The organism is Paenibacillus sp. FSL M8-0228, from assembly GCF_038007385.1.
Taxonomy (GTDB): domain Bacteria; phylum Bacillota; class Bacilli; order Paenibacillales; family Paenibacillaceae; genus Paenibacillus; species Paenibacillus polymyxa_D.
The window spans coordinates 4,785,584-4,806,291 of record NZ_JBBOXA010000001.1; the positions used below are offsets into that span (position 1 = coordinate 4,785,584).

21 protein-coding genes are annotated in these 20,708 nt (G+C 45.4%); 6 read left to right on the forward strand and 15 right to left on the reverse strand.

Annotation, left to right across the window (positions count from 1 at the left end):
- Positions 1–5 precede the first annotated feature (5 nt).
- From MKY98_RS21755 to MKY98_RS21765, 3 genes are all read right to left on the reverse strand, one after another.
- Positions 6–347, reverse strand: a complete 342-nt coding sequence (locus MKY98_RS21755) for a general stress protein (RefSeq protein WP_023990277.1) — start codon at positions 345–347, stop codon at positions 6–8.
- A gap of 96 nt (positions 348–443) precedes the next feature.
- Positions 444–962: a hypothetical protein gene (locus MKY98_RS21760; RefSeq protein ID WP_029517168.1), complete on the reverse strand. Its 519-nt coding sequence runs from the start codon at positions 960–962 to the stop codon at positions 444–446.
- Positions 963–1,013: 51 nt separating this feature from the next.
- On the reverse strand, positions 1,014–1,535 hold the full coding sequence (locus MKY98_RS21765) for a DUF948 domain-containing protein (RefSeq protein WP_029517167.1): 522 nt from the start codon (positions 1,533–1,535) through the stop codon (positions 1,014–1,016).
- 260 nt (positions 1,536–1,795) lie between these two features.
- Here MKY98_RS21765 and MKY98_RS21770 point away from each other — a divergent pair, with 260 nt between their 5' ends.
- Complete coding sequence (locus tag MKY98_RS21770; protein ID WP_029517166.1) at positions 1,796–1,963, forward strand: DUF1328 domain-containing protein; 168 nt, start codon at positions 1,796–1,798, stop codon at positions 1,961–1,963.
- A gap of 125 nt (positions 1,964–2,088) precedes the next feature.
- Here MKY98_RS21770 and MKY98_RS21775 read toward each other — a convergent pair whose 3' ends face one another.
- Together MKY98_RS21775 and MKY98_RS21780 are read right to left on the reverse strand one after the other, a co-directional pair.
- Positions 2,089–3,255 carry a C40 family peptidase gene (locus tag MKY98_RS21775; RefSeq protein ID WP_029517165.1) on the reverse strand — a complete coding sequence of 389 codons (1,167 nt, stop codon included), beginning with the start codon at positions 3,253–3,255 and terminating at the stop codon, positions 2,089–2,091.
- A 191-nt stretch (positions 3,256–3,446) separates the two neighbouring features.
- Complete coding sequence (locus tag MKY98_RS21780) at positions 3,447–4,316, reverse strand: cation diffusion facilitator family transporter (RefSeq protein WP_341011230.1); 870 nt, start codon at positions 4,314–4,316, stop codon at positions 3,447–3,449.
- A gap of 454 nt (positions 4,317–4,770) precedes the next feature.
- On the opposite strand from MKY98_RS21780, the gene MKY98_RS21785 reads away from it, so the two are divergent.
- Positions 4,771–4,956, forward strand: a complete 186-nt coding sequence (locus MKY98_RS21785) for a hypothetical protein (RefSeq protein ID WP_029517162.1) — start codon at positions 4,771–4,773, stop codon at positions 4,954–4,956.
- A 182-nt stretch (positions 4,957–5,138) separates the two neighbouring features.
- On the opposite strand, the gene MKY98_RS21790 is transcribed toward MKY98_RS21785, so the two are convergent.
- The 8 genes from MKY98_RS21790 to isdC all read right to left on the reverse strand — a co-directional run bounded on the left by MKY98_RS21790 (position 5,139) and on the right by isdC (position 15,725).
- Positions 5,139–6,767 (reverse strand): ABC-F family ATP-binding cassette domain-containing protein, encoded by a 1,629-nt coding sequence (locus tag MKY98_RS21790; RefSeq protein WP_013311942.1) that lies wholly within the window; start codon positions 6,765–6,767, stop codon positions 5,139–5,141.
- 283 nt (positions 6,768–7,050) lie between these two features.
- Positions 7,051–7,830, reverse strand: a complete 780-nt coding sequence (locus MKY98_RS21795; RefSeq protein WP_069011985.1) for an ABC transporter ATP-binding protein — start codon at positions 7,828–7,830, stop codon at positions 7,051–7,053.
- Positions 7,820–8,803: a FecCD family ABC transporter permease gene (locus MKY98_RS21800; RefSeq protein WP_069011983.1), complete on the reverse strand. Its 984-nt coding sequence runs from the start codon at positions 8,801–8,803 to the stop codon at positions 7,820–7,822. The genes MKY98_RS21795 and MKY98_RS21800 overlap by 11 nt, the downstream gene beginning before the upstream one ends.
- A 14-nt stretch (positions 8,804–8,817) precedes the next feature.
- Positions 8,818–9,777, reverse strand: coding sequence for a heme ABC transporter substrate-binding protein IsdE (gene isdE, locus MKY98_RS21805; protein WP_069011981.1), 960 nt, complete (start codon positions 9,775–9,777; stop codon positions 8,818–8,820).
- Between the two features lie 280 nt (positions 9,778–10,057).
- On the reverse strand, positions 10,058–14,041 hold the full coding sequence (locus MKY98_RS21810) for an NEAT domain-containing protein (RefSeq protein ID WP_069012153.1): 3,984 nt from the start codon (positions 14,039–14,041) through the stop codon (positions 10,058–10,060).
- Between the two features lie 98 nt (positions 14,042–14,139).
- The gene (locus tag MKY98_RS21815; protein ID WP_039273678.1) at positions 14,140–14,637 is read right to left on the reverse strand and encodes an NEAT domain-containing protein; all 498 of its coding nucleotides are present in this window, start codon (positions 14,635–14,637) and stop codon (positions 14,140–14,142) included.
- A 32-nt stretch (positions 14,638–14,669) separates the two neighbouring features.
- Positions 14,670–15,137 carry an NEAT domain-containing protein gene (locus tag MKY98_RS21820; protein ID WP_029519187.1) on the reverse strand — a complete coding sequence of 156 codons (468 nt, stop codon included), beginning with the start codon at positions 15,135–15,137 and terminating at the stop codon, positions 14,670–14,672.
- A gap of 72 nt (positions 15,138–15,209) precedes the next feature.
- Positions 15,210–15,725 (reverse strand): heme uptake protein IsdC, encoded by a 516-nt coding sequence (gene isdC, locus MKY98_RS21825; protein WP_069012154.1) that lies wholly within the window; start codon positions 15,723–15,725, stop codon positions 15,210–15,212.
- Between the two features lie 398 nt (positions 15,726–16,123).
- Here isdC and MKY98_RS21830 point away from each other — a divergent pair, with 398 nt between their 5' ends.
- The 4 genes from MKY98_RS21830 to isdG are packed head-to-tail and all read left to right on the forward strand — an operon-like array spanning position 16,124 to position 19,252.
- A complete protein-coding gene (locus MKY98_RS21830) occupies positions 16,124–17,104 on the forward strand; it encodes an ABC transporter substrate-binding protein (protein ID WP_069012155.1) in 981 nt (326 codons plus the stop codon).
- A 9-nt stretch (positions 17,105–17,113) separates the two neighbouring features.
- Entirely contained in the window at positions 17,114–18,112 is a 999-nt protein-coding gene (locus tag MKY98_RS21835) for a FecCD family ABC transporter permease (RefSeq protein ID WP_176715747.1), read from the forward strand.
- Positions 18,109–18,900, forward strand: coding sequence for an ABC transporter ATP-binding protein (locus tag MKY98_RS21840; protein ID WP_069012157.1), 792 nt, complete (start codon positions 18,109–18,111; stop codon positions 18,898–18,900). Before MKY98_RS21835 ends, MKY98_RS21840 begins: the two co-directional genes overlap by 4 nt.
- A 1-nt stretch (position 18,901) precedes the next feature.
- The gene (gene isdG / locus MKY98_RS21845; RefSeq protein WP_029519194.1) at positions 18,902–19,252 is read left to right on the forward strand and encodes a heme oxygenase; all 351 of its coding nucleotides are present in this window, start codon (positions 18,902–18,904) and stop codon (positions 19,250–19,252) included.
- Positions 19,253–19,373: 121 nt separating this feature from the next.
- Here the strand turns inward: isdG and MKY98_RS21850 are convergent, their stop codons facing one another.
- Both MKY98_RS21850 and cydS read right to left on the reverse strand, forming a co-directional pair.
- Entirely contained in the window at positions 19,374–20,384 is a 1,011-nt protein-coding gene (locus tag MKY98_RS21850; RefSeq protein WP_029519196.1) for an MBL fold metallo-hydrolase, read from the reverse strand.
- 211 nt (positions 20,385–20,595) lie between these two features.
- Positions 20,596–20,706: a cytochrome bd oxidase small subunit CydS gene (gene cydS / locus MKY98_RS27100; RefSeq protein ID WP_007432143.1), complete on the reverse strand. Its 111-nt coding sequence runs from the start codon at positions 20,704–20,706 to the stop codon at positions 20,596–20,598.
- Positions 20,707–20,708: the final 2 nt, after the last annotated feature.

Genomic DNA, 20,708 nt, shown 5'->3' on the forward strand with positions numbered 1-20,708 from the left:
CGATATCACGCTTTTTTAGCAATGACCAGCACTTTCCCCTGATCCAGTTCTTTTTCATAAAAGTCAGCTTCCGTATCTGTAAATCCCAAGGAAGTAATTTTAGCGCGAAGCTCATCGCCGCGGGAACGGAACAAGTTGGCTAATGAATCGAAAACGCCCTCTTCCTTAATCCCGATTTCCTTGGCATCCACCGTATCGGCAATACGATCTGTCCGATCCTGATCATGAGCGAGCACGAACACATCCTCATAACGATAGCCTGTGTTACGCAACTCATTTACTGCTTCAACGGCTTGTACACCGTTATCTACCACTTTGGCATAAGATTTATGATTGGTCTGATTCATGTTTCTCACGCTCCTTTAAGGATTGACTTCTCTGACTATTACACTTCACATATCCATTTGAAACTTCCATGTTATGTCATGCCTTAAAAAAATCAATTACCATTCCGTTTCATCAAAAAACTCAACATACTTAGGTTTATCAGACGTCTCATCCATAAACACTTTGATTGCACGTTGTCCGCGTACATATACCTCTCCGTCTTCCGCCGTGAATTGCGAGCCACCCAGCGCCTGATCGAGCGTTTTCCGTTGCAGCGGCAGCCACTTATCATTCACCTTGATTCGACCGGCAGCAGGATCTACATGCACATAAGAAACGACGTCCTCACGCATACCTACCACAACATCTGGATATTGGTATTCTGTAGAAAGCAGCAACTTATCCTTTTTGACTCGCTGTGGCTTGCCCAGCTTTTTCAATACATCAGCACGTGTATCATCCAAAGATATGCCATTTAAGGTATGAAAATCTGCTGGTACAGCATGTGGAGCGGGTATCGTCTGCACAGTCCTAACCACATGTCCCGCTATTTGCGGGGAAACGGTTTGCTGAACCGTATCCTGTCCGGAAAAGGGAGTGAGCAAACCAGCAGCTAGTAATAACGTCTTCATCATAAATCTCACCCTTTCAATGAATTTCCTGTAGTTTACGGTTCAGCCACTATGCTACTGACGCATTTTCTGCCACACCCCAGCAGCGATGTCTACATAACCCAACCAGTTTTTACCTGGCTTGGCCGCAGGCTCCTCATAAGTCGCATTGTAGCTCTGAACCGTCCGCTCCGTTGCGGTCAAAGGTCTATTCGATGTCGTTGCCTTGATCGCGTTATCCGTTCTGGAAGTATTACTCGCAGCGCTATGCGATTTCTGAAACCGTGTCATTAACGCTGTTGAAGCCTGCTTGGCAGCCAACGTCACTTCGCTGAGTACCTCCCCCAAATTTCTAACCGATTCCATCACTGGCTCCACTTGCTTCAATTTATGATCAACATCTGCGGTGATGTCATTCGCATGTCGAACCGTTTGTTTTACTTCATAACTCAGTTCATCAATCGTTTTTTGTACATCCTGCAAGGTTTGAGTCACCTTATCCAAAGAGCCTTGTGCTGCTTTCAACGTTTTAATGAGGAAAATAACGAGAACTGCAAATGCGATAGCAATAATAAAAATGCTGACCTGTGTTAACATAGCGTAACCTCTCTTTCGTCTTTCACGATGATGTTTATGATTACTGCATAGTTACCCTTTAGATTCAGACACGAAACAACGTCCAGGCTGGCTTCTTCTCCGCTCCAAACGTTATGATTCACGGACTCTCACACCGTTTAAAACAACGTATAACGATGGCACAGACACGAATATTCTATAGAAGTCTCCATCATCTGCAACCATGCTCTATCGGGGCGTGAGTATGCCACATTATATACAATTAAAGGAGGATACAGAACATGCTAAAATGGTCCGCTTTATTCTTAATTTTTGCTGTGATCGCCGGTATCTTAGGTTTTTTTGGTATCGTCGTGTCCGTAGCTGCTACAATCGCTAAAATATTATTTGTGATATTTCTGGTGTTGTTCGTCATTTCACTCTTCACCAGAAGAAAACGGGTTTCATAGTTATCGGATGCTAGCTGCACAAAAGCAATATTCTAAATGTCTATAAAAAAAGGATGTTCCCACCCTGGTCAACAGGGCTGTGGAACATCCTTTTTGATGCAGCTTTTTAACAGTTAGCGGCGCTTTTATTGAATCACGCTGCCCCCAAACAGGAAACGGTCCTGCCAAGGCTTGCTGAAATCCGTAACTTTTACACCGCCACCCGCTACAGAAAACGTATGGAGAAGCTTGTTGTCTCCCAAATATACAGCTACGTGTGTAATCGTTTGGGAGGAGTTATCCAAGGACGTGTACGCCCCGGAAGATGCATTATAATTTGTAAAGAAGAGCAAATCGCCACGCTTCAGCGTAGTCATGTCCGTATTCGGCTGACTGTTTTGCTTGATCCACTCACCCTGTGAACGAGAATCTGCCGGAAGCTGGATACCTACAGCCTGACGGAAAATTTGACGGGTAAATGCCGAGCAATCAAAAGTAGCCGTACTGCTACGATCCGAACCATATTCATATGGAGTTCCGAGATAAGTCATCCCCGTGTTAATAACCTGCTCTATTGCAGCCGCTGCATCACCGGAAAATATGTTCATAGTTGACGCAGGAGAGGCTGTCACAGGTATTGCAGTAGTATCAGGAGTGGTTGTCACCGGAGCAGACACAGGCTGCTGCACAACAACGCCCTCACCAATACGAATATACTGTGGAGACGAGCTGACGTAACCCACCGTACCACCAGCATTGGTAACCTTGAACCAATAGGCATTACTTGGATCGGTAATCGTAACGACATCCCCTGCATTCAAATAGCCCAAGACCTCGGAAGAAGTGGATGCCTCCGCCCGCAAACGAACGGACGTTTGAATCGTAGCTTTCGTTTGACCGGCAGAACTATTCACTGAGGCCACAGCCTCTTTAGCTGAAACATTTTTAACTGACTCTGTGGCTTCCGATTTACGAGTGGTAGACGGGGTGACAGCAGCAGCGACGCTGGTAGCGCCAACTTTTATGTACTTGTCGGAGCTGCTAGTGTATCCGGTTACTCCATCAGAAGTCTTGATCTTATACCAATAGCTGTTGGTTTTCTCCAATACCGTTACGGCCTCTCCCTGCTTCATAAAGCTGACTACATCCCCTGTAGTCGAAGGACCGGATCTAAGCTTTACAGCCGCCTGAATAACCGCCTTCTGTCCCGTGGATGCTGTTGATGCCGCTGCGTCAACCTGACCCGGCGCCACATGAATTGCTGTCAACAGCGCGGCTGACGTCATGAGCATTCCCATCACGCGTCTTCTCAATGTTGCACCTCCTGGCTGTTTTTACGAATTTGAAGAGCATATCCAATTCCGACGAATATAGCCGGACATGCCTTCATTATAGTAAAAGCAGCAGGAAGAGAGATATAATCCAAACGTCACAAAAGGAAGCGTATACGCCTTTTACATATAGGTCTAAAGTCATTTTTAATACTAACTATTTAATAATTAATCTATAATTTGGGTTCTACATGGACATGGACATGCATCGTATTATGAACCTCTTGTAGGCGCTCCTCAATCCGGTCGCTGATCCGATGCCCTTCAATCAGGCTGAGTTGCGGATTCACCTCAATGACCACATCCACTAGTGCATGATTGCCGTGTACACGTGCCTTAACGTCCCGAATCCCCTCTACTCCAGGTATACGGGCAATCGTACTTCGTAAGTCAGACAGTTCTTGCTCATCAAATCCATCGGTCAAGCTGTGTGTGGAATCCTTAAAAATATCCCACGCTGTTTTGCAAATGATACATCCTACCGCGATCGCAGCTACAGTATCCAGCCAGGGTAGCCCGAACTGTGCGCCGATAATGCCAACTGCTGCCCCAACACTGACAAGTGCATCCGATAGATTATCCTTGGCCGCTGCCAGCAAAGCCTTATTGTTAATTTGCCGTGCCAGCCTGTTATTGTACAAGTACACTCCCAGCATAATCACGGCACAAATCACAGCTACACCCGCGGAGGTGATATCCGGTATTTGCTTTCCGCCCTTGAAAATTCTGCCAATCCCATCAATAAGCACCTGCAAACCGACGACAGCCATAATAAAGGACGCCAGCAGCGCCGCGATCGTTTCTGCCCGAAAATGTCCATAGGCATGATCAGAGTCCGGTGGCTTTTGGGAAATTCTCAGTCCAACCAGTACAGCAACCGACACTACAATATCGGTGACATTATTGAAGCCATCCGCCCGCAATGCGCTAGAAGCAAATATATACCCGCTAATCAGCTTAAAGGCGGACAGCAAGAGATAAGCAGCAATGCTTACCCACGCCCCACGCTCACCTTTTCGGATTTCATCATAGACATTTACCACAACGTAGGACACTCCTTCAAATATATAGTTCCCAGCAGAACGACCTCACCGGGCCCAAAAATAAAAATAGCAGCATCGCTGCCTTGAACCCTCAACATTAACTTTTCAAACAAGCAGCGTAGCTATCCTGAAAATAACAATTCACCTTTGGGTAACTGTTATTTTCAGGATAGCAGACGAACTTTGTGTGGGTCTAGAGAAACAGTCTTTCCGCTCTGCATCGCTGTAGGAACAACGAAAAAGTATTGCCAGGCCCCATTCCTGTAGGTTACACAAAACATTTTTTCCTTCACACAAAAAACAGACGTTTTCTCTCCCGCCCCACCCCAGATGGGTGTTATCATTGTTGCCCTTGTCCCTTCTTTTAAAAACGTATAAAATGAGGACACAGCCGCGTTTTTCTTCAATCCAACATGATTGACATGAATCTGGCGGCAACAGGAGGAATTTATTCATGAGCGATGCCAATGAACCACGTAAAGTTAATCTCGCAGATGCCATTCGGGAAAAGCTGGCACAAAAAAAACAGCAGTCCGGCGCTTCACAGCAGGGCGGCTTTCAAGGCGGTTCCACCAAAACACTTAAAAGCCAAAATACGAAGAAGCCGAACAACCAACGCCGTCGTACAGGCGGATCATAAGCCACCTCATAGCCTTTATAGGGTACCAAAGGTCTGGCGAGGTCTATCTTACCTCACGGCCAGAGCCAAGTAAGCTATGGGCATGGCACAAAAACGAAAAAGAGGAGTCTCCCTGCCATCTCAATGGCCTAAAGGAGCTCCTCTTTCGTTTATCTAGTTGTTGAAGATAGCCGGTTGGAATTTTAGCCGATTTCTACCGGATACATACGTTCACGCAATTTCGCGATTTCTTCATTTTCCAAGTATTCATCATAGCTCATCGTACGGTCGATTACGCCGTTTGGTGTAATTTCCACAATGCGGTTCGCAATCGTTTGAATAAACTGATGGTCATGAGATGTGAACAATATAGTACCGTCAAAATCAATCAGACCATTGTTCAGCGCTGTAATGGACTCCAAATCCAAGTGGTTGGTCGGTTCTTCCAGCAACAGCACATTGGCACCGTTCAGCATCATTTTCGCCAGCATACAGCGAACCTTTTCGCCCCCGGACAGTACACTTGCTTTCTTAAGTGCTTCTTCACCAGAGAAAAGCATACGTCCCAAGAAGCCACGCAGGAACGTTTCGTCCTGATCCTTGGAATATTGACGGAGCCATTCCACAAGATTCATGTCCACACCTTCAAAATAGGTGGAATTATCTTTCGGGAAATAAGCTTGGCTAGTTGTAATCCCCCAAGAAAATTCTCCGCTGTCTGCTTCGATCTCGTTCATCAATACTTGGAAGAGCGTCGATTTAGGCAAACCGTTCGGCCCAACAAACGCGATTTTATCGCCTTTGTTCACAACCAGACTGAACTCATTCAGCACTTGCTCGCCTTCAACGGTTTTACTGAGGCGGTCTACTGTCAAGAGTTGTTTGCCTGCTTCGCGTTCAGGTTTGAAGTTCAGGAAAGGATATTTACGGTTCGATGGACGGATGTCGTCCAGCGTAATTTTATCCAGTTGTTTTTTACGTGAAGTAGCTTGTTTGGACTTGGAAGCATTCGCGGAAAAGCGCTGAATAAAGGCTTGCAGTTCCTTGATCTTCTCTTCCTTTTTCTTGTTGGCATCACGCGTCAAGGCAAGCGCAAGCTGGCTGGACTCATACCAGAAGTCGTAGTTGCCGACGTACATCTGGATTTTGCCAAAATCGATATCCGCAATATGCGTACATACCTTGTTCAGGAAGTGACGATCATGGGATACGACGATGACGGTGCCTTCATAGTCCATCAAGAAATTTTCCAGCCATTGAATGGATTCGAGGTCCAAATGGTTGGTAGGCTCATCAAGCAGCAAATTGTTCGGACGACCAAACAACGCTTGAGCCAGGAGAACACGTACCTTGTCATTACCACTCAGCTCAGACATGTTCTTGTCATGCAGGTCGCGAGGAATACCAAGACCGATCAGCAAGGAAGCTGCATCCGGCTCAGCATCCCAACCGTTCAGCTCCGCAAATTCGCCTTCCAGTTCACCGGCACGCAGGCCGTCTGCTTCAGTAAATTCTGTTTTGGCATACAGCGCATCTTTTTCCTTCATGATTTCATACAGACGCGTATGACCCATAATAACGGTTTCCAGAACCGGGAATTCATCGTATTCATAATGGTTCTGCTTGAGCACTGCCATCCGTTCGCCCGGTGTCATGTGAACCTCGCCTGAATTGGCTTCGATTTCACCGGAAAGAATTTTCAAAAAAGTGGATTTGCCCGCGCCATTCGCCCCAATCAGGCCGTAGCAGTTCCCAGGAGTAAATTTGATATTTACGTCTTCAAAAAGTGGGCGTTTCCCATAACGAAGCGTTACGCCGCTTGTACTGATCATATAAGCATACCATCCTTATCATTAGTAAAGTGCTAAACACAAAATTACCGACGGCAATAGTATAACACACAAAAGATCGGATTCGAACCGTAGTATAAGCATAACCGTCCCTGAATCTCATCCAATATCTTATAAATAAAATAAAAAATGCTTCTGTCTCCACGGTTGTCACCTGACAAAACACATGGACCAGAGCCATTTTCATGTTTTAAATTCGTTGAAATGCCGTGAGGACAAACGCGTTATTCAGTCGCAGCAATAATGTTCCGTATGCTTGTAAATGTCAGGAAGCCCCGACTCCTATCGGAATGAGATACATGCCCGCTTCATCATCCTGTTTGATTACGACCTCCACATCATAAACTGCCTGGATCAGTTCAGATGTAACGACCTCTGTAGGTGGGCCGTTCGCTATAATACGCCCTTCCTTCATGGCAATCATTACATCGCTATACCGAATAGCATGATTGATATCATGCAGCACCATCACGATTGTCAGTCCATGTTCCTGGTTTAACTGCCGAATGAGCTCTAAAATTTCAAGCTGGTAGTACATATCCAAATAGGTGGTCGGCTCATCCAAAAATAAAATGGGCGTCCGCTGTGCCAAGGCCATTGCAATCCATACACGCTGCCGTTCTCCTCCTGAGAGTTGATCCAACGTGCGAGTTCTACGTTCGTTCAGGTTAGTACAGGCTATCGCCCACTCAATCGCCTCCTCATCCTCGTCACGCCTCGCTGTGAACATGTTCTTATGCGGCAACCTGCCGAAGCTTACGAGCTTTTCTACAGTCAGGTCGGAAGGTGCCTCGTTCTGCTGATGGACTACCGCCAATTGACGGGCCAGCTCCTTGGGCTTGTAGTGGGCTATTTCTTTGCCGTCCAGAATCACCTGGCCCAAGCGGGGAACAGCATTGTTGGACATCACGCTGAGCAGCGTCGATTTGCCGCATCCGTTGGGACCAATAATGGTCGTAATCCGTCCCGACTCAATAACAGCATGAATAGCGTGCAGACGATCTGTTTTCCGATCATATGAGAAGGTTATATCCTTAATGTCCATAGGTGCGATCCGCCTTTCTGATCAGGAATATCAGGAACGGCCCGCCAATGACGGCCATAATAATAGAAGCCGGGATTTCATTGGGAGCAAGCACCGTCCGCCCCAGAGTATCCGCGAGCAGCAGCAACAAGCCACCGCATAAGGCTGAAAATGGAATCAACCACTTATGATCCGAGCCAACTAGGTAGCGGGCACAATGCGGAACGAGCAGGCCGATAAAGGCAATCACTCCTGCGATGGCTGTAGCCGTTGCTGCAAGCAGCACTGCAATCACAGAAATCAAAAGTCGTGCGCGCGTTACATTGAATCCCAGATTTTTAGCTGTTTTATCTTGAAGGGACAAGAAATTGCACCAAGAGAACACGAGCATGGCCAAAATTAGTCCAATCCCGCCATAGGTCACAATAACCTCGACATCTATCCATTTTTTCATAGACAAGGTTGAAGTAGTAACCTGGTTAATGCTGGTGACCGCATAACTGCCTCGATAATTAAATGACTGACCTAAACCAGAAAAAATGGCATTCACAGCTACCCCGATCAGAATGAGACGAATCGGATGCAAGCCGGATCTCCATGAAAATCCATAAACCATTAAACAAGCTATCGCACCGCCAATAAATGAAAAGAACGGCATCCAGAAATAAAGCATTGGAAAGACCGTCACCGCAATCAGCGAGATCAATGCTGCTCCCGAAGAAATGCCGATAACTCCGGCATCTGCCAGCGGGTTTTTCATAACAGCTTGCAGCAAGACACCCGCCACTGCAAGTGCTGCACCTGCCATAACGGCTACGATAATTCTCGGTAGTCTCAGGTCCTTGACCACATTCACCTGATCATCTGTACCTGTCCACAATCCGGTGACCAACTGACTCAAATCCACCTTGAGACTACCTGTCATCGCTGAATATAACATGACGCCGACGAGCAAGACCATTACAACAATAAGACTCCAACCTTTTTTGGACATGTCATCAGCCTCCTTTAATTCGAAGGATACAGCATTTTCATCAGCTCATCTAGCGCCGAGTTTGCCGCTAGATTCCCTGTTGTGCCAAACAACGGTTCAGGCAGATCATAGACATGCCCATTTTTCACAGCGTTGAAATGCTTCCAGATATCGTTGGTTTTGAACTCTTCATCGAACATTTTCACTACTTCATCCGGCATCCCGTGTGCAGCGCGCAAAATGATATCAGGGTTGGATTGCTGCAAGGCTTCGGTATTGTGGGCAATGAACTCCACCTTCTCGCCCTGAACCACATTTGTTCCGCCTGCAATTTTAACCAGATCCCCAATATAGGAATGCTCGGTAGCCACCAGATAGCTTCCCGGTACTCCCAGCAAAATCAATACTTTAGGAGATTTCTTCCCTTTGATCTTTTGTTGAATCTCAGTTACTTTGGCATCCAACGCTCCATTAATCTCTTTAGCCTTTTCGGCTTTGCCAAACGTGTCTCCCAGCTTTTGAATTTCTTTTTGCATATTCGCGAGACTTTCAAAATTCAAAAATTCGGCATTGATGTTCAAATCTTTAAATTTAGGCTCCAGATCATATTTCAGTGTCGTCACCGACAGTACATCCGTCGGCTTCAGTGACATCACTTTTTCCATGTTGGGACTCATCGGATTACCCACATCAGGCACATCCTTGTAACGGTCAGGCAGCACTTTCGTGCTTGTCGGCTTACCTGCCAAATCCAGGCCCAGCGCATCCGTGATTTCCGCAATGGCTACCGTAGTCGCCACAATACGAGGAGCTTGAGCTTTACCGTCAGACGACTTTCCGGTTGCATCAGATGTTGCCGCTGATTTCGAACCATCGCTCTGATTCTGTCCAGCCTGTCCTCCTCCCGAACATCCGGCCAGCAACAAGATCACGATGCCGATTAACATATACAAACAAAACGATCTTCCTTGAGCCCATGCTATATATCGTTTCATGAAAATCCAGTCACCTCAATTCAAAATATAGAACTGCATTAGGAACCCTAACTTTTCGGGTATCAGGATTTAGCAAAATTCGACTCCAGTCGCTCCAAAGTGCAATATATAGACGAACTAGACTGTTTGATCTACATATTGTTCACTAGAAGTCGCTTATTGGATTTTTGCAAATTCCTCGGGTATGTAAATGCTGACAAGTCTTGACGCCGAGGCACCAAGACTTGCTTGCATACAAACTTTGCTGTTATTCGGGCTTCATTGAGGTCACAACCTGAGGCTACTTCGCTTTCAGGCTTGCTTCATCAAATTGGAACTGAACTGTATACCAGTGATCATACGGCACTCCGCCAAGAACCAAGCCAGGCACAATAACGTGTGTGTAAGCACTGATTTTCTGGGACAAGTCCCCTACCTCGAATTGAACGACACGTGTATCGCCGGATGTCGAGATCACTTCTACATCTTTCAGGGTACCGTTTTGCTCCACTTGTAAAGTTGGCATCCAAGAACTATTTTTCAATGTCACTTGGATATAGCGCTTGTCTCCCTTTTCAATCAGTGTGGCTGGCTTGTCGAGATAACCGTCCATAACGGAAGCTTCACTCGTTTTGTCTTTAAATACGTTGTAATTAATCGTGTATTGCTTCTCGGAAGCCATTTGAACCGGTTGCTCAACTACTGGTTTGGTTTCAGCTACAGATGCAGTTGTTTCTGCTGCCTTGTCCGTAGAAGCTACTATCGGTTCAGTAGGGGTTACGGTTGTAGCTGTATTGACCCCCTCACCTTTAAGCGATGCACGGTCAAATTGAATCTGTCCGCCGAATTTCTCATTTAGAATGTATTTCTCAGGCAGATATACCTGTGTGTACACACTTAACTTCTTATCCAGATCAGGTACTTCGAACGCAATCGTGTGCGTGTCACCTTTAGTGTCCGAACCCATAATCATCGGATTGGCATAACGGCCTTCAAAATCCGTTTGGAATAGCTTCAAAGCCTGGTTGTCCGTAACGGTTACATGAGCCTGAACCTTGCCATTTTTCACAATCAACTTCGCTAGACTCTGCACAAAAGGAGCCACTAGAGAATCCTTGTCTGTTCCGTTCGCCAGTACACGGAAGTTCGCAGTGTACTCTCCATCGGCCAAGTTATTTTTCCCCTGTTCTACTTCGTCTGCTTTGGTTTCGTTGTGATAAGATACATTGCTGGTATCGAATTTAAATTCAAAATCATATACCTTTTCTACTCGATCCTCCGCCTTGAAAACCATCTGAGCGCTACTTGCCACTTTAGGAGCTTCGTAGACAACCAGTTGGCCTTTTACATTGCTCTTAAAGTCACTTACGCTAAAACGAACATGCTTCGTATTGCTTGCTGCATCTTCCTGGGTCACTTCTGCATCTCGGTAGTCCCCGCTTGCGTTGTCCCAAATACGCAGCGCCTTCACTTCATTGCTGTTTTGCAGCTTCAGACCTACAAACCGTTTGTCGCCTTCCACGACCAATTGCGCCGGTTCGTCAGTGATGAAGCGTTGAGCCTGTGAATCTGCTGCTGTTGAGCCATCTGACAAAACAATACTGAATTTCAAAGCATATTTACCATTGGCAAGCTTGTCAAAATCCAGTTTAATCATGGGATCAGCCGCCCCTGAAGAGGTAGGCTCAACAAAGCTTCGAATGGTAGCAGGCTCGAATTGGAACTGCACATCATACACGTGATCATATGGGATACCACTCAAATCCAATCCAGGTACGATGACATGCGTATTCACTGTCACTTTATCCGACAGATTTGGCACTTCAAATTGTACTGTTCTTGTATTTGCGGAGCTTGATTGATCGACAACCTGAGCCTCTGCACCATTTACTTTGAACGTTTTGATCCAGCTGCTCTTGTCCATTTTGATCTGAATGATATTTTTACCAGACTGTTTTAACAGTGTGGCTGGCTTTTGCATATATCCATCCATCACAGATATTTCATTGCTTCCGTTTTTGAGTACGGAGAAATTAATGCTGTATCTGCCATTTTCAACTGGGGTTGTGGTTCCGTTATCCGGTCCTTTAGCTGTAATGCTGCTGCGGTCAAATTGCAGACGAAGCTTATGATCCATCTCATAAACCCCACCTGGATAGGTCGTGCTCACATGTACCTGTGCATTCAGAATAGCGTCCAAATCCGCCACTTTGAATTTCACAACACGTGTATTAGCATTCCTGTCCTCACTAACGATATCTGCATCCGTAAGTGTCCCGCTTTGTTCTGTTTTAAACTCTGTCACGGTGGTGCTGTCTTTGATGGTAAAGGAGGCTTCATACTTGCCTTTTGATACCGTCAGTGTGGCCGGAGACAATAAATATTGCGCCATGGCCGATTTTTGATCTTTGATTGCGTGCAGCGCATCGAAGTTGATTGAATACGTTCCATCAGCTAAATTCTTTCCGGGCGTGCCTGGTGTGCCTGGCGTCCCAGGATCAACCGGGGTTGTTGCCGCTCCTAATTGAAGATCGACATCATAGGTTTCTACATAGTTCAGCTCAGGCCAGTTGATGCTTACCCATGCATTCAGTTTGGCAGGCACTTCCTTAACCTCAAATTCGATAACACGTGTATTCGCCGTTTGATCTTCACTTACTACGGTCGTGTTGGTCAATACTCCATTTTGTTCTACTTTAAAGCCGTCAATTTGTTTGCTGTTTTTCAAAGTGAACTGTACATATTTCTTGCCTTTACGTTCAACCAGAGTACCCGGTTTTTCTGTATATCCATCCATCATAGACTTTTCACTTGAACCGTCTTTTAACAGCGTGAAGTCCAGATTTGACGTTACTGGAGTTGAACCGTTGTCCGTTCCCGAGATACTGTTTTTATCGAACTGAAGACGAAGTTTATGGTCCATCTCATAAACCCCACCTGGATAGGTCGTGCTCACATGTACCTGCGCATTCAAAATCGCGTCCAAATCCGCTACTTTGAATTTCACAATACGTGTATTGGCGGTCTTGTCCACACTTACAATATCTGCATCCGTCAACGTTCCATTTTGTTCAGTTTTGAATTCCGTCACTGTAGTGCTGTCTTTAATGGTGAAGGAAACTTCTTTTTGTCCCTTCGCTACCGTCAAAGTTGCCGGAGACAACAGATACTGTGCCATGGCTGATGGCTGATCTTTTGTGGCGTGCAGGGTATTAAAATTAATAGAATACGTTCCATCCGCCAAATCTGATGGGGCGGTTGCAGAAGACATCTGAAGATCTACATTATAAGTATGCACGTAGCCCAGCTCAGGCCAGTTGATGCTCACCCATGCGTTGAGCTTGGCAGGCAGTTCTTTCACTTCAAACTCGATCACTCGTGTATTCGCAGTTTGATCTTCACTTACAACAGAAGTGTCGGTTAACACCCCATTTTGCTCTACCTTAAAACCATCAATCTGTTTGCTGTTCTTTAATGTGAACTGGGCATATTGTTTACCTCCACGCTCAATTAGTGAGCCTGGTTTCTCCGTATACCCATCCATCATAGACTTTTCATTGGTTCCATCTTTCAAAAGGGTAAAGTCCAAATCAGAAAGTTTTTCTCCTGCATTAGGAGGCGTCACCGGTGGTGTTACAGGTGGAACCGTTGGATTCTCCGTTGAGTTTTTAAGTCTCAAGCTGGAAGGATCAAACTCAATCCATTCCTTCACTGAACGATCTGGATCGGTATCTACATACCACGGAGAACTGCTATTAAATCCAAACTCCGTATTTACATTTTGATGAAAATCATAAACATCGAAGCTTACAGTCCCGGAAGCTTTCCCAGAATCCACCTCTATTTTTGCGGGAACTGTTTCCCCGTTTTGTTCTACTAAAAATTTCGATAGCCCTTGAGTTTCCGCAAACTTAAATGAAAAATGGTATTTTCCATCCTTAATGATCAAATCTCCAGGATAGGTATAGTTTGTTTTGAAACTCGAATCTCTGGTGTTACCGCTGACTGTCTTTCTTAAAGGTTTGTAATCAATCAGGTATTCTCCATCTGCATAGGTCGCATCTGTGGTAGTTACAGCATTGGTAGGCTCAGCATATGTGCTAGGTACTTCTACCGGCATCTCATAAGTAGCATAAGTAGCACTAGTGACTGTAGTGCTTGAATCGGGCAAATTTTGGGAAGTGGAATCAACTTCAGGGGTTGCTCCTACGTATGGTGAAAATAAAGAAAACAACATTAGAATAGCAGCGAATGTCGTAATGTATTTGTTAAATCGGCTTTTCAAGGTGATGTATCCCCCTACTTAAAATATACTCATTTGGGGCATTGAAAGTAAGCTCCAAATGAGTATTCAATTCAAAATTATATTTTCAAAAAGAAGCCTTAGATATCGCTGTCGTCGAATTGGAATTGAACAACATAGTCGTGATCGTACGGAATACCACCAGTGTATTCTGCAGGCACACTTACATGCAGTTTAACGTTCAATTTTTGAGACGGGCTAGTTACAGGGAATTCGACTATTCTTGTATCCCCTGATGTGCTTACCACAGTCGCATTCACATACTGACCGTTTTGTTGAGTTTTGAATTCAGTAACCCATGCACTCTTGGTAATAGCTACTCTCACTTTATATTGACCATTCGTAACAATCAGTGTGGCTGGTTTTTTCACATAACCATTTGTATCCATGTAAGATGGCTGAGTGGTTCCATCTTTATAAACGGTATAAGGCAATTGATACGTTCCATTAGGCAAAGCCGCATTCGCCTTATTGGCAGAAAATGGGGCCAGTACCACAAAAACAAGCGCTGCCATCAGTACAGTAAGCATTACTTTTTTCAAAGACAATTTTTCCATACGATTCATAATCATGTTCATGTTCTTAATCTCCTTTACGTTTTATTTTTGGATTATATTTCGTCGAATTGCAGTTGTACATCATACTTGCCTGTGTAGCCGATTACTGGGATTGTGATTTCAGCGTAAGCATTCACTTTTGCATTCAGATCAGCAACCTCGAATTCCACTACACGAGTGTTGCTAGCAGTATCTGTGCTCACTACAGTCGCATCTTGCAGTACGCCATTTTGCTCTACTTTGAACGTTGTAATCAGATTGCTGCTTTTCACAGTCAGACGAACGACATTTTTGCCGTTAGCTACCGTAACCTGAGCAGGCTTCGTCAGGTAGCTATCCAATCGAGAAGTCTCATTGGTTTGATCCTTCAGAACGGTGTAGTCTACGTTGTACGTGCCGTCGGCTGCTGCCGCTTTAGCTGAGAATGGAGCAACAAGTGCAAAAACAAGCGCTGTCATGATCAATGCTACGAATACCTTCTTAAAAGAAAATTGCTCAAAGCGATTCATTACCATATTCATATCTACACACACTCCTCCATTTTTTATGCTTGAATTTGTGTTGATTTTATGAACGATAGAGATGGCTTGAATTTACTTCTTGGAAGATTTAGTTGATTTTGCTGACTGGACGGCTGCTACTTTTTTGACACTTTTGGAATCAAAAGCGAAACGGATCGTATAGTCATGATCGTAGTTATACGCAGGGACAGTAACATGGATTTTAGAGATTAGCGGGCTGTTCACACTCGTAATTGGAAATTGTACGGTGCGGGTATCGGTTTTGGCATCCTTATGGATGACCTTGGTATCGATGATTTTGCCTTTGTAATCTACTTTAAACCCAGTTGTCCATTCGCTATGATTCAGCTTAATTTGCATGGTCATTTGACCTTTTTTCACATACAACTTAGCTGGTTTTTCAAAATAATCATTAGCCATGGACACCGAGTCATTTTCTGCCTTGAGGATATTGTATTTGAGCGTGTATGTACCATCCGCCAATTTTGGAGAAGCCGCAGCGGCTCCTACAGATGACGAAGTTGGCCAAAAGCTCAGCACACTCACCAGCAGAAACACAGCAATAATTGCAGAATACCCCTTCTTCATTTTGACAGCAGTCCCTCCCCACGAGAATAAACTAATTGATTATCATTCTCAATTGGTAATTTAAAAAAAATAGCTCTTTTCGAGCTTGTCTCCCCACCTCTCTATTCCATAATTTCGCAAAATAAAGTAAACCCATCACCAATATATCTTACACTTTTCGAAAATGTCAATATGTATTTGCGTGTATGAAATCCCTTGATATATGCTATTTTTTAAGAAAAATTTGTAGTTCCTTCTTCTTTAATTCGAATATATCCCTTTTATTTTTAGTTCAAAATTTATTTAAAAATTTTGTTTTTTTAATTGACATTGCCCAGTGATATTCATTATCATTCTCTTATATATAATTGAAAATGATTATCATTATTGTTTAACTCGAAAATTGCAGGAGGAATAACATGAAATCTTATATGTTGTGGTCGTCCGCAGTGCTTTTATTGGCAGTTACCGGATGTAGTAATGGTGCCCCGACCACAGATCATAAACCAACCAGTGCCTCCGTATCTGCCACTTCTGGCACGACAAGCAGTGCAGCCATCCAAGTTACTGATTTTTCAAAACGGACGTTGGCGTTTCAAAAGGTTCCTCAACATATCGTTGCGCTCAGCAATGGCGATCTGGATATTATATACGCATTGGGCGGGACAGCCGTAGGAAGACCCAACTCCAATGGACCTGTCGTCGTACCTGCTGCTGAGAACGTTCAGCAAATAGGCTCCACTCATGAAGTAGATTTGGAGAAAATTACGATGCTCAAACCGGATGTCGTGCTAGGCAATTATCCTATGAATGAAAAAGACATTCCAGCCATTGAAGGAGTAGGTTCACAGCTGCTGCTGACTAGTGCCAATTCAGTTCAGGATATCCAGACACAAATTACACTGTTCGGACAATTACTACAAAAGCAAGCCGGGGCCGTAAAGCTGAACCAGCAAATTGACCAACAAGTAACCAAGCTACAAAAGGAAACCGCTTCTGCCTCCAAACCGAAGGTGTTGCTCGTCTACGGAGCCCCGGCTACGTACATGGCGGCACTGCCGAATTCACTGAGTGGAAACATTCTGGAAGCTGCGGGTGGCTCTAACATCGCCGCTGATTTTCCGGGCCTGCAAAATTTCCCGCAATATGCGCAGCTGAACACAGAACGCATCATACAGGCTGACCCTGACTACATCTTCATCATGACTCATGGCAATACAGAAGATGTTAAAGCTGCATTTATAAAGGAAATGCAGGAAAATGCAGCTTGGAACGGAATCCGAGCAGTTAAAAACAATCAGGTCGAGGTTTTACCTTCAGATCTGTTCGGTACGAATCCGGGCACACGGGTCACTAAAGCGCTGGATTTGATGCATCAAAAGCTGTATCCGGCGAAATAGGCGATGGCGATGAACAAACTACAGCGCGCCAGAAGACGCACCATCGCCTGGATTACCCTTCCGATTCTACTGCTGGCCGTCTCTGTGTACGGTCTAGCCTACGGTTCGGTGTCGATTCCACTTCAAGAAATCAATCATGTTTTGCTACATAATGATGAATCTACATATCGCACGATCCTGATGGATCTCCGGCTACCCAGAGTATTAGTAGGTTTACTGGTAGGAGCTTGTCTTGCAGCTTCCGGAGCCCTTCTTCAAGGTGTCATGAAAAATCCATTGGCTGACCCTGGCATTATTGGTGTATCGGCTGGAGGTGGACTTGCCGCCGTCATTACGATGGTGATGCTTCCCCAGCTTAGCTACCTTCTTCCGATAACCGCCTTTTTGGGAGCCTTTCTGAGCGCAATCGTCATTTATCTGCTGGCTTGGGACCGAGGGGCGTCGCCTGTCAAAATTGTGCTGGCTGGCGTTGCGATCAATGCGCTGCTGGGCGCACTCACCAACGGCGTAATGGTCATGTTCAGCGACCGCGTACAGGCCGTTCTTCCTTGGCTATCCGGCGGATTAAACGGAAGAAGCTGGCATCATCTGGAGTTCATGGCGCCTTACGCCATCATTGGATTAATCGCCTCTTTCTTTGCGATTAAACCTGCTAATTTACTGCTACTGGGCGACGATTCAGCACAGCTGCTGGGCCAGCGAGTAGAGCTTCAACGTATGCTCATTATCCTGCTTTCTGCCCTGCTGGCCGGTACAGCAGTCAGTGTAGCCGGGTTGATCGGCTTTGTAGGACTGGTCGTTCCCCATGTCATACGGCTGCTAATCGGGGAAGATTATCGTTTCCTCCTTCCCCTTTCCATTGTGGGCGGCGGAACGCTGGTTGTTCTCGCAGATACGGTGGCGCGATCCTGGTTTGACCCGATTGAACTGCCTGTAGGTATTTTGCTGGCCGTCATTGGGGCACCGTTCTTCTTAATCTTACTCAAGAAACGGGGGAATTTCGGATGACAGCCATTCAGGGTGAGCATATCTCCTTACAACGTGGGTATTTCAAGCTGGTCGATGTGAATATCACCTTGCCTGCTGGTCAGCTCACCGCGATCGTCGGGCCGAACGGTTCAGGCAAATCCACGCTTTTGCGGATTATGACCCGGTTGCTCAAGCAGGATCAGGGTCAGGTTTCCGTATTGGGCAAGCCCGTGCAGGAATACAAGCGGCGTGATTTTGCCCAGACGATTACAATGCTACCGCAAATGAAGGATATGCTGCCGTTATTGACGGTCCGCGAGCTGGTCGCTTACGGAAGATCTCCTCATGCCAAGGGCTTGAAGGTACGCTATACCGGACAGGACCAGCAAATCGTGGACCATGTCATGAAGATCACGGGTATCCAGCCCTATGCGGATCGGATGTTCCATACTCTATCGGGAGGTGAACAACAAAAAGCGCGAATTGCAATGGCCTTGGCCCAACAAACGGGTATTCTTTTGCTCGATGAACCGACCACTTTTCTGGATATCGCCCACCAATTTGAAGTTATGGATATGCTGCGGCGTATCAATCACGAGTCCGGCTTGACGATTGTTATGGTACTACATGATTTGCAGCAAGCTGCGGCCTATTGTCATCATATGATTGCGCTTAAAAAGGGACGAATCGCCGTTGTCGGCGAACCCCATGAGATTTTGACGTCTGCTTTTCTTCGCGACATTTATGAAATGAACGCTACCATCAAATTTGAGGATGGCTATCCGGTTATTATACCGACCATACCACATCATTCAGGAGGAATTTAATATGGTTATCGTAACAAATACATCTAAAATCACACCGGGCAATGCACATCTACTCATCGAAAGATTTAACAAAGAAGGAAAAGTTGAAAAAATGGAAGGCTTTCTCGGTCTGGAAGTGCTGCTGACTGAAAACACGGAGGATTATGAGGAAGTAACGATCAGTACACGATGGAAAGAAAAAGAGAACTTCCAAGGCTGGACGAAAAGCGAAGCTTTCCGCGAATCCCATAGCCATCGTCAAATTCCGGACTATATTATTGAAAATAAAATCACGTTCTATGAAGTTAAAATCGTTCGTCATCCCATCGCCAACAGCGATTCCTCTTTGGCAAGTGATTCCGAAGCAGTTTAACCCTGCATTATAGCTAAAAACCAAAAAAGGCGGCTCGGCAGGCAAAGTTAATTGTCCGCCGAGCCGCTTTGTTTATCAGGATTTTGCAAAATCCTCTTATATAAGGATGATGTCGAATCTCTCAGATTGTAGTTGAACAGCGACGTCCAATTTTCAGCGTCTCTCCGTGCCCTAGAACATGAATGCGTTCCTTCGCAATACCCATACGCTCACGCTCCGCTTCGAGACGATCCAGCGCCTCTCTTGGCGTATCATCCGCTAGTTTGAAGGCTCCGTAGTGCATCGGAATCATCTGATCTGCGCCGCAATCTACAAACCCTTGCAATGCCTCCTCCGGTGTCACGTGCTGCGAGGTCATGAACCATTCCGGTTCATACGCGCCAATCGGCATAAAGGTCAGGTCAATGGCAAAGCGCTCGCCAATCTCCTTAAACCCACGAAAATATCCAGTGTCTCCCACAAAATACAACGTCGGTGTATGCTCTGAATCTGTATTCGAATGAGGATGAGATTCCGTGACGGACGTGGCAGAGCCAATCACCTGCTGTTCACTTTGCAGAACGTATCCACCCCAATGCGAAGTGTTCGTATCAAACGGCGTGCGTCGTGTCCAATGCTGGGCTGGAACAAATGTAAATCGTACCCCTCCTACCGTAAAATGCTCCCACCATTGCAGCTCATGACAGTTACGAAAACCTTTGCGGATCATTTTTGCCTTTAACCCTGTGGGTACAAGCATCAGCGTATTTGCACGATATAATTTCCGTAAGGATTCTAAATGTAAATGATCATAGTGTGAATGAGACAGCAGAATGATGTCTAGTGGTGGTACATCCTGGATGCGAATGCCGGGCGGGGCCAACCTTTTATCAAAAGCCATACGCTCTGCCCACACCGGATCGGTGATGATATTCAGCCCAAGATACTGGATGAAAAAGGTGGAATGTCCCACCCAGGTGGCTGTCGCCATCTCCCGATTGCTATGCAGAAACTCCAGCTCCGGGGGATGGTTTGGCACAACGAACGTATAATCCTTTATTTTGCTGCGTCGCTCCTGCCGCCATTGTCTGAATTGCTTGATGGTTTTATCGGTATTTACATGATCCATATTGTTAAAGCGAACTTTGGGCATGATGCAGCTCCCTCCCTGATGAACCCGTTCTCCAAAAAACGCAGCGGTTCAATTTAACTATATATTGTCATTCGAGTGTGAACATAAAATGATGCAACATCCTGATCTATGTAAAGTATAATTCAATCACGTCTGTAAAGGAAATTCTGCGATAATACAGCAAAAACAGACCTCCCGGATCAATCAGGAAGGCCTGTTCCACCTGTTGTTGTCAATCTTGTGGATTTTTAAAGCGTGCCGAATAAATAAACAAAAACACAATCGCCACGACGATAATGATAGGTGACTCATACATAATCGTAAAATGCTCGAAAGCAGCCACTC

What these genes read in the sequence shown, in the direction of transcription:
- MKY98_RS21755 (WP_023990277.1), bottom strand. Translation starts at nt 347, where the DNA reads ATGAATCAGACCAATCATAAATCTTATGCCAAAGTGGTAGATAACGGT.
- MKY98_RS21760 (WP_029517168.1), bottom strand. Translation starts at nt 962, where the DNA reads ATGATGAAGACGTTATTACTAGCTGCTGGTTTGCTCACTCCCTTTTCC.
- MKY98_RS21765 (WP_029517167.1), bottom strand. Translation starts at nt 1,535, where the DNA reads ATGTTAACACAGGTCAGCATTTTTATTATTGCTATCGCATTTGCAGTT.
- MKY98_RS21770 (WP_029517166.1), top strand. Translation starts at nt 1,796, where the DNA reads ATGCTAAAATGGTCCGCTTTATTCTTAATTTTTGCTGTGATCGCCGGT.
- MKY98_RS21785 (WP_029517162.1), top strand. Translation starts at nt 4,771, where the DNA reads ATGAGCGATGCCAATGAACCACGTAAAGTTAATCTCGCAGATGCCATT.
- MKY98_RS21790 (WP_013311942.1), bottom strand. Translation starts at nt 6,767, where the DNA reads ATGATCAGTACAAGCGGCGTAACGCTTCGTTATGGGAAACGCCCACTT.
- MKY98_RS21795 (WP_069011985.1), bottom strand. Translation starts at nt 7,830, where the DNA reads ATGGACATTAAGGATATAACCTTCTCATATGATCGGAAAACAGATCGT.
- MKY98_RS21800 (WP_069011983.1), bottom strand. Translation starts at nt 8,803, where the DNA reads ATGTCCAAAAAAGGTTGGAGTCTTATTGTTGTAATGGTCTTGCTCGTC.
- isdE (WP_069011981.1), bottom strand. Translation starts at nt 9,777, where the DNA reads ATGAAACGATATATAGCATGGGCTCAAGGAAGATCGTTTTGTTTGTAT.
- MKY98_RS21815 (WP_039273678.1), bottom strand. Translation starts at nt 14,637, where the DNA reads ATGAACATGATTATGAATCGTATGGAAAAATTGTCTTTGAAAAAAGTA.
- MKY98_RS21820 (WP_029519187.1), bottom strand. Translation starts at nt 15,137, where the DNA reads ATGAATATGGTAATGAATCGCTTTGAGCAATTTTCTTTTAAGAAGGTA.
- isdC (WP_069012154.1), bottom strand. Translation starts at nt 15,725, where the DNA reads ATGAAGAAGGGGTATTCTGCAATTATTGCTGTGTTTCTGCTGGTGAGT.
- MKY98_RS21830 (WP_069012155.1), top strand. Translation starts at nt 16,124, where the DNA reads ATGAAATCTTATATGTTGTGGTCGTCCGCAGTGCTTTTATTGGCAGTT.
- MKY98_RS21835 (WP_176715747.1), top strand. Translation starts at nt 17,114, where the DNA reads ATGAACAAACTACAGCGCGCCAGAAGACGCACCATCGCCTGGATTACC.
- MKY98_RS21840 (WP_069012157.1), top strand. Translation starts at nt 18,109, where the DNA reads ATGACAGCCATTCAGGGTGAGCATATCTCCTTACAACGTGGGTATTTC.
- isdG (WP_029519194.1), top strand. Translation starts at nt 18,902, where the DNA reads ATGGTTATCGTAACAAATACATCTAAAATCACACCGGGCAATGCACAT.
- MKY98_RS21850 (WP_029519196.1), bottom strand. Translation starts at nt 20,384, where the DNA reads ATGCCCAAAGTTCGCTTTAACAATATGGATCATGTAAATACCGATAAA.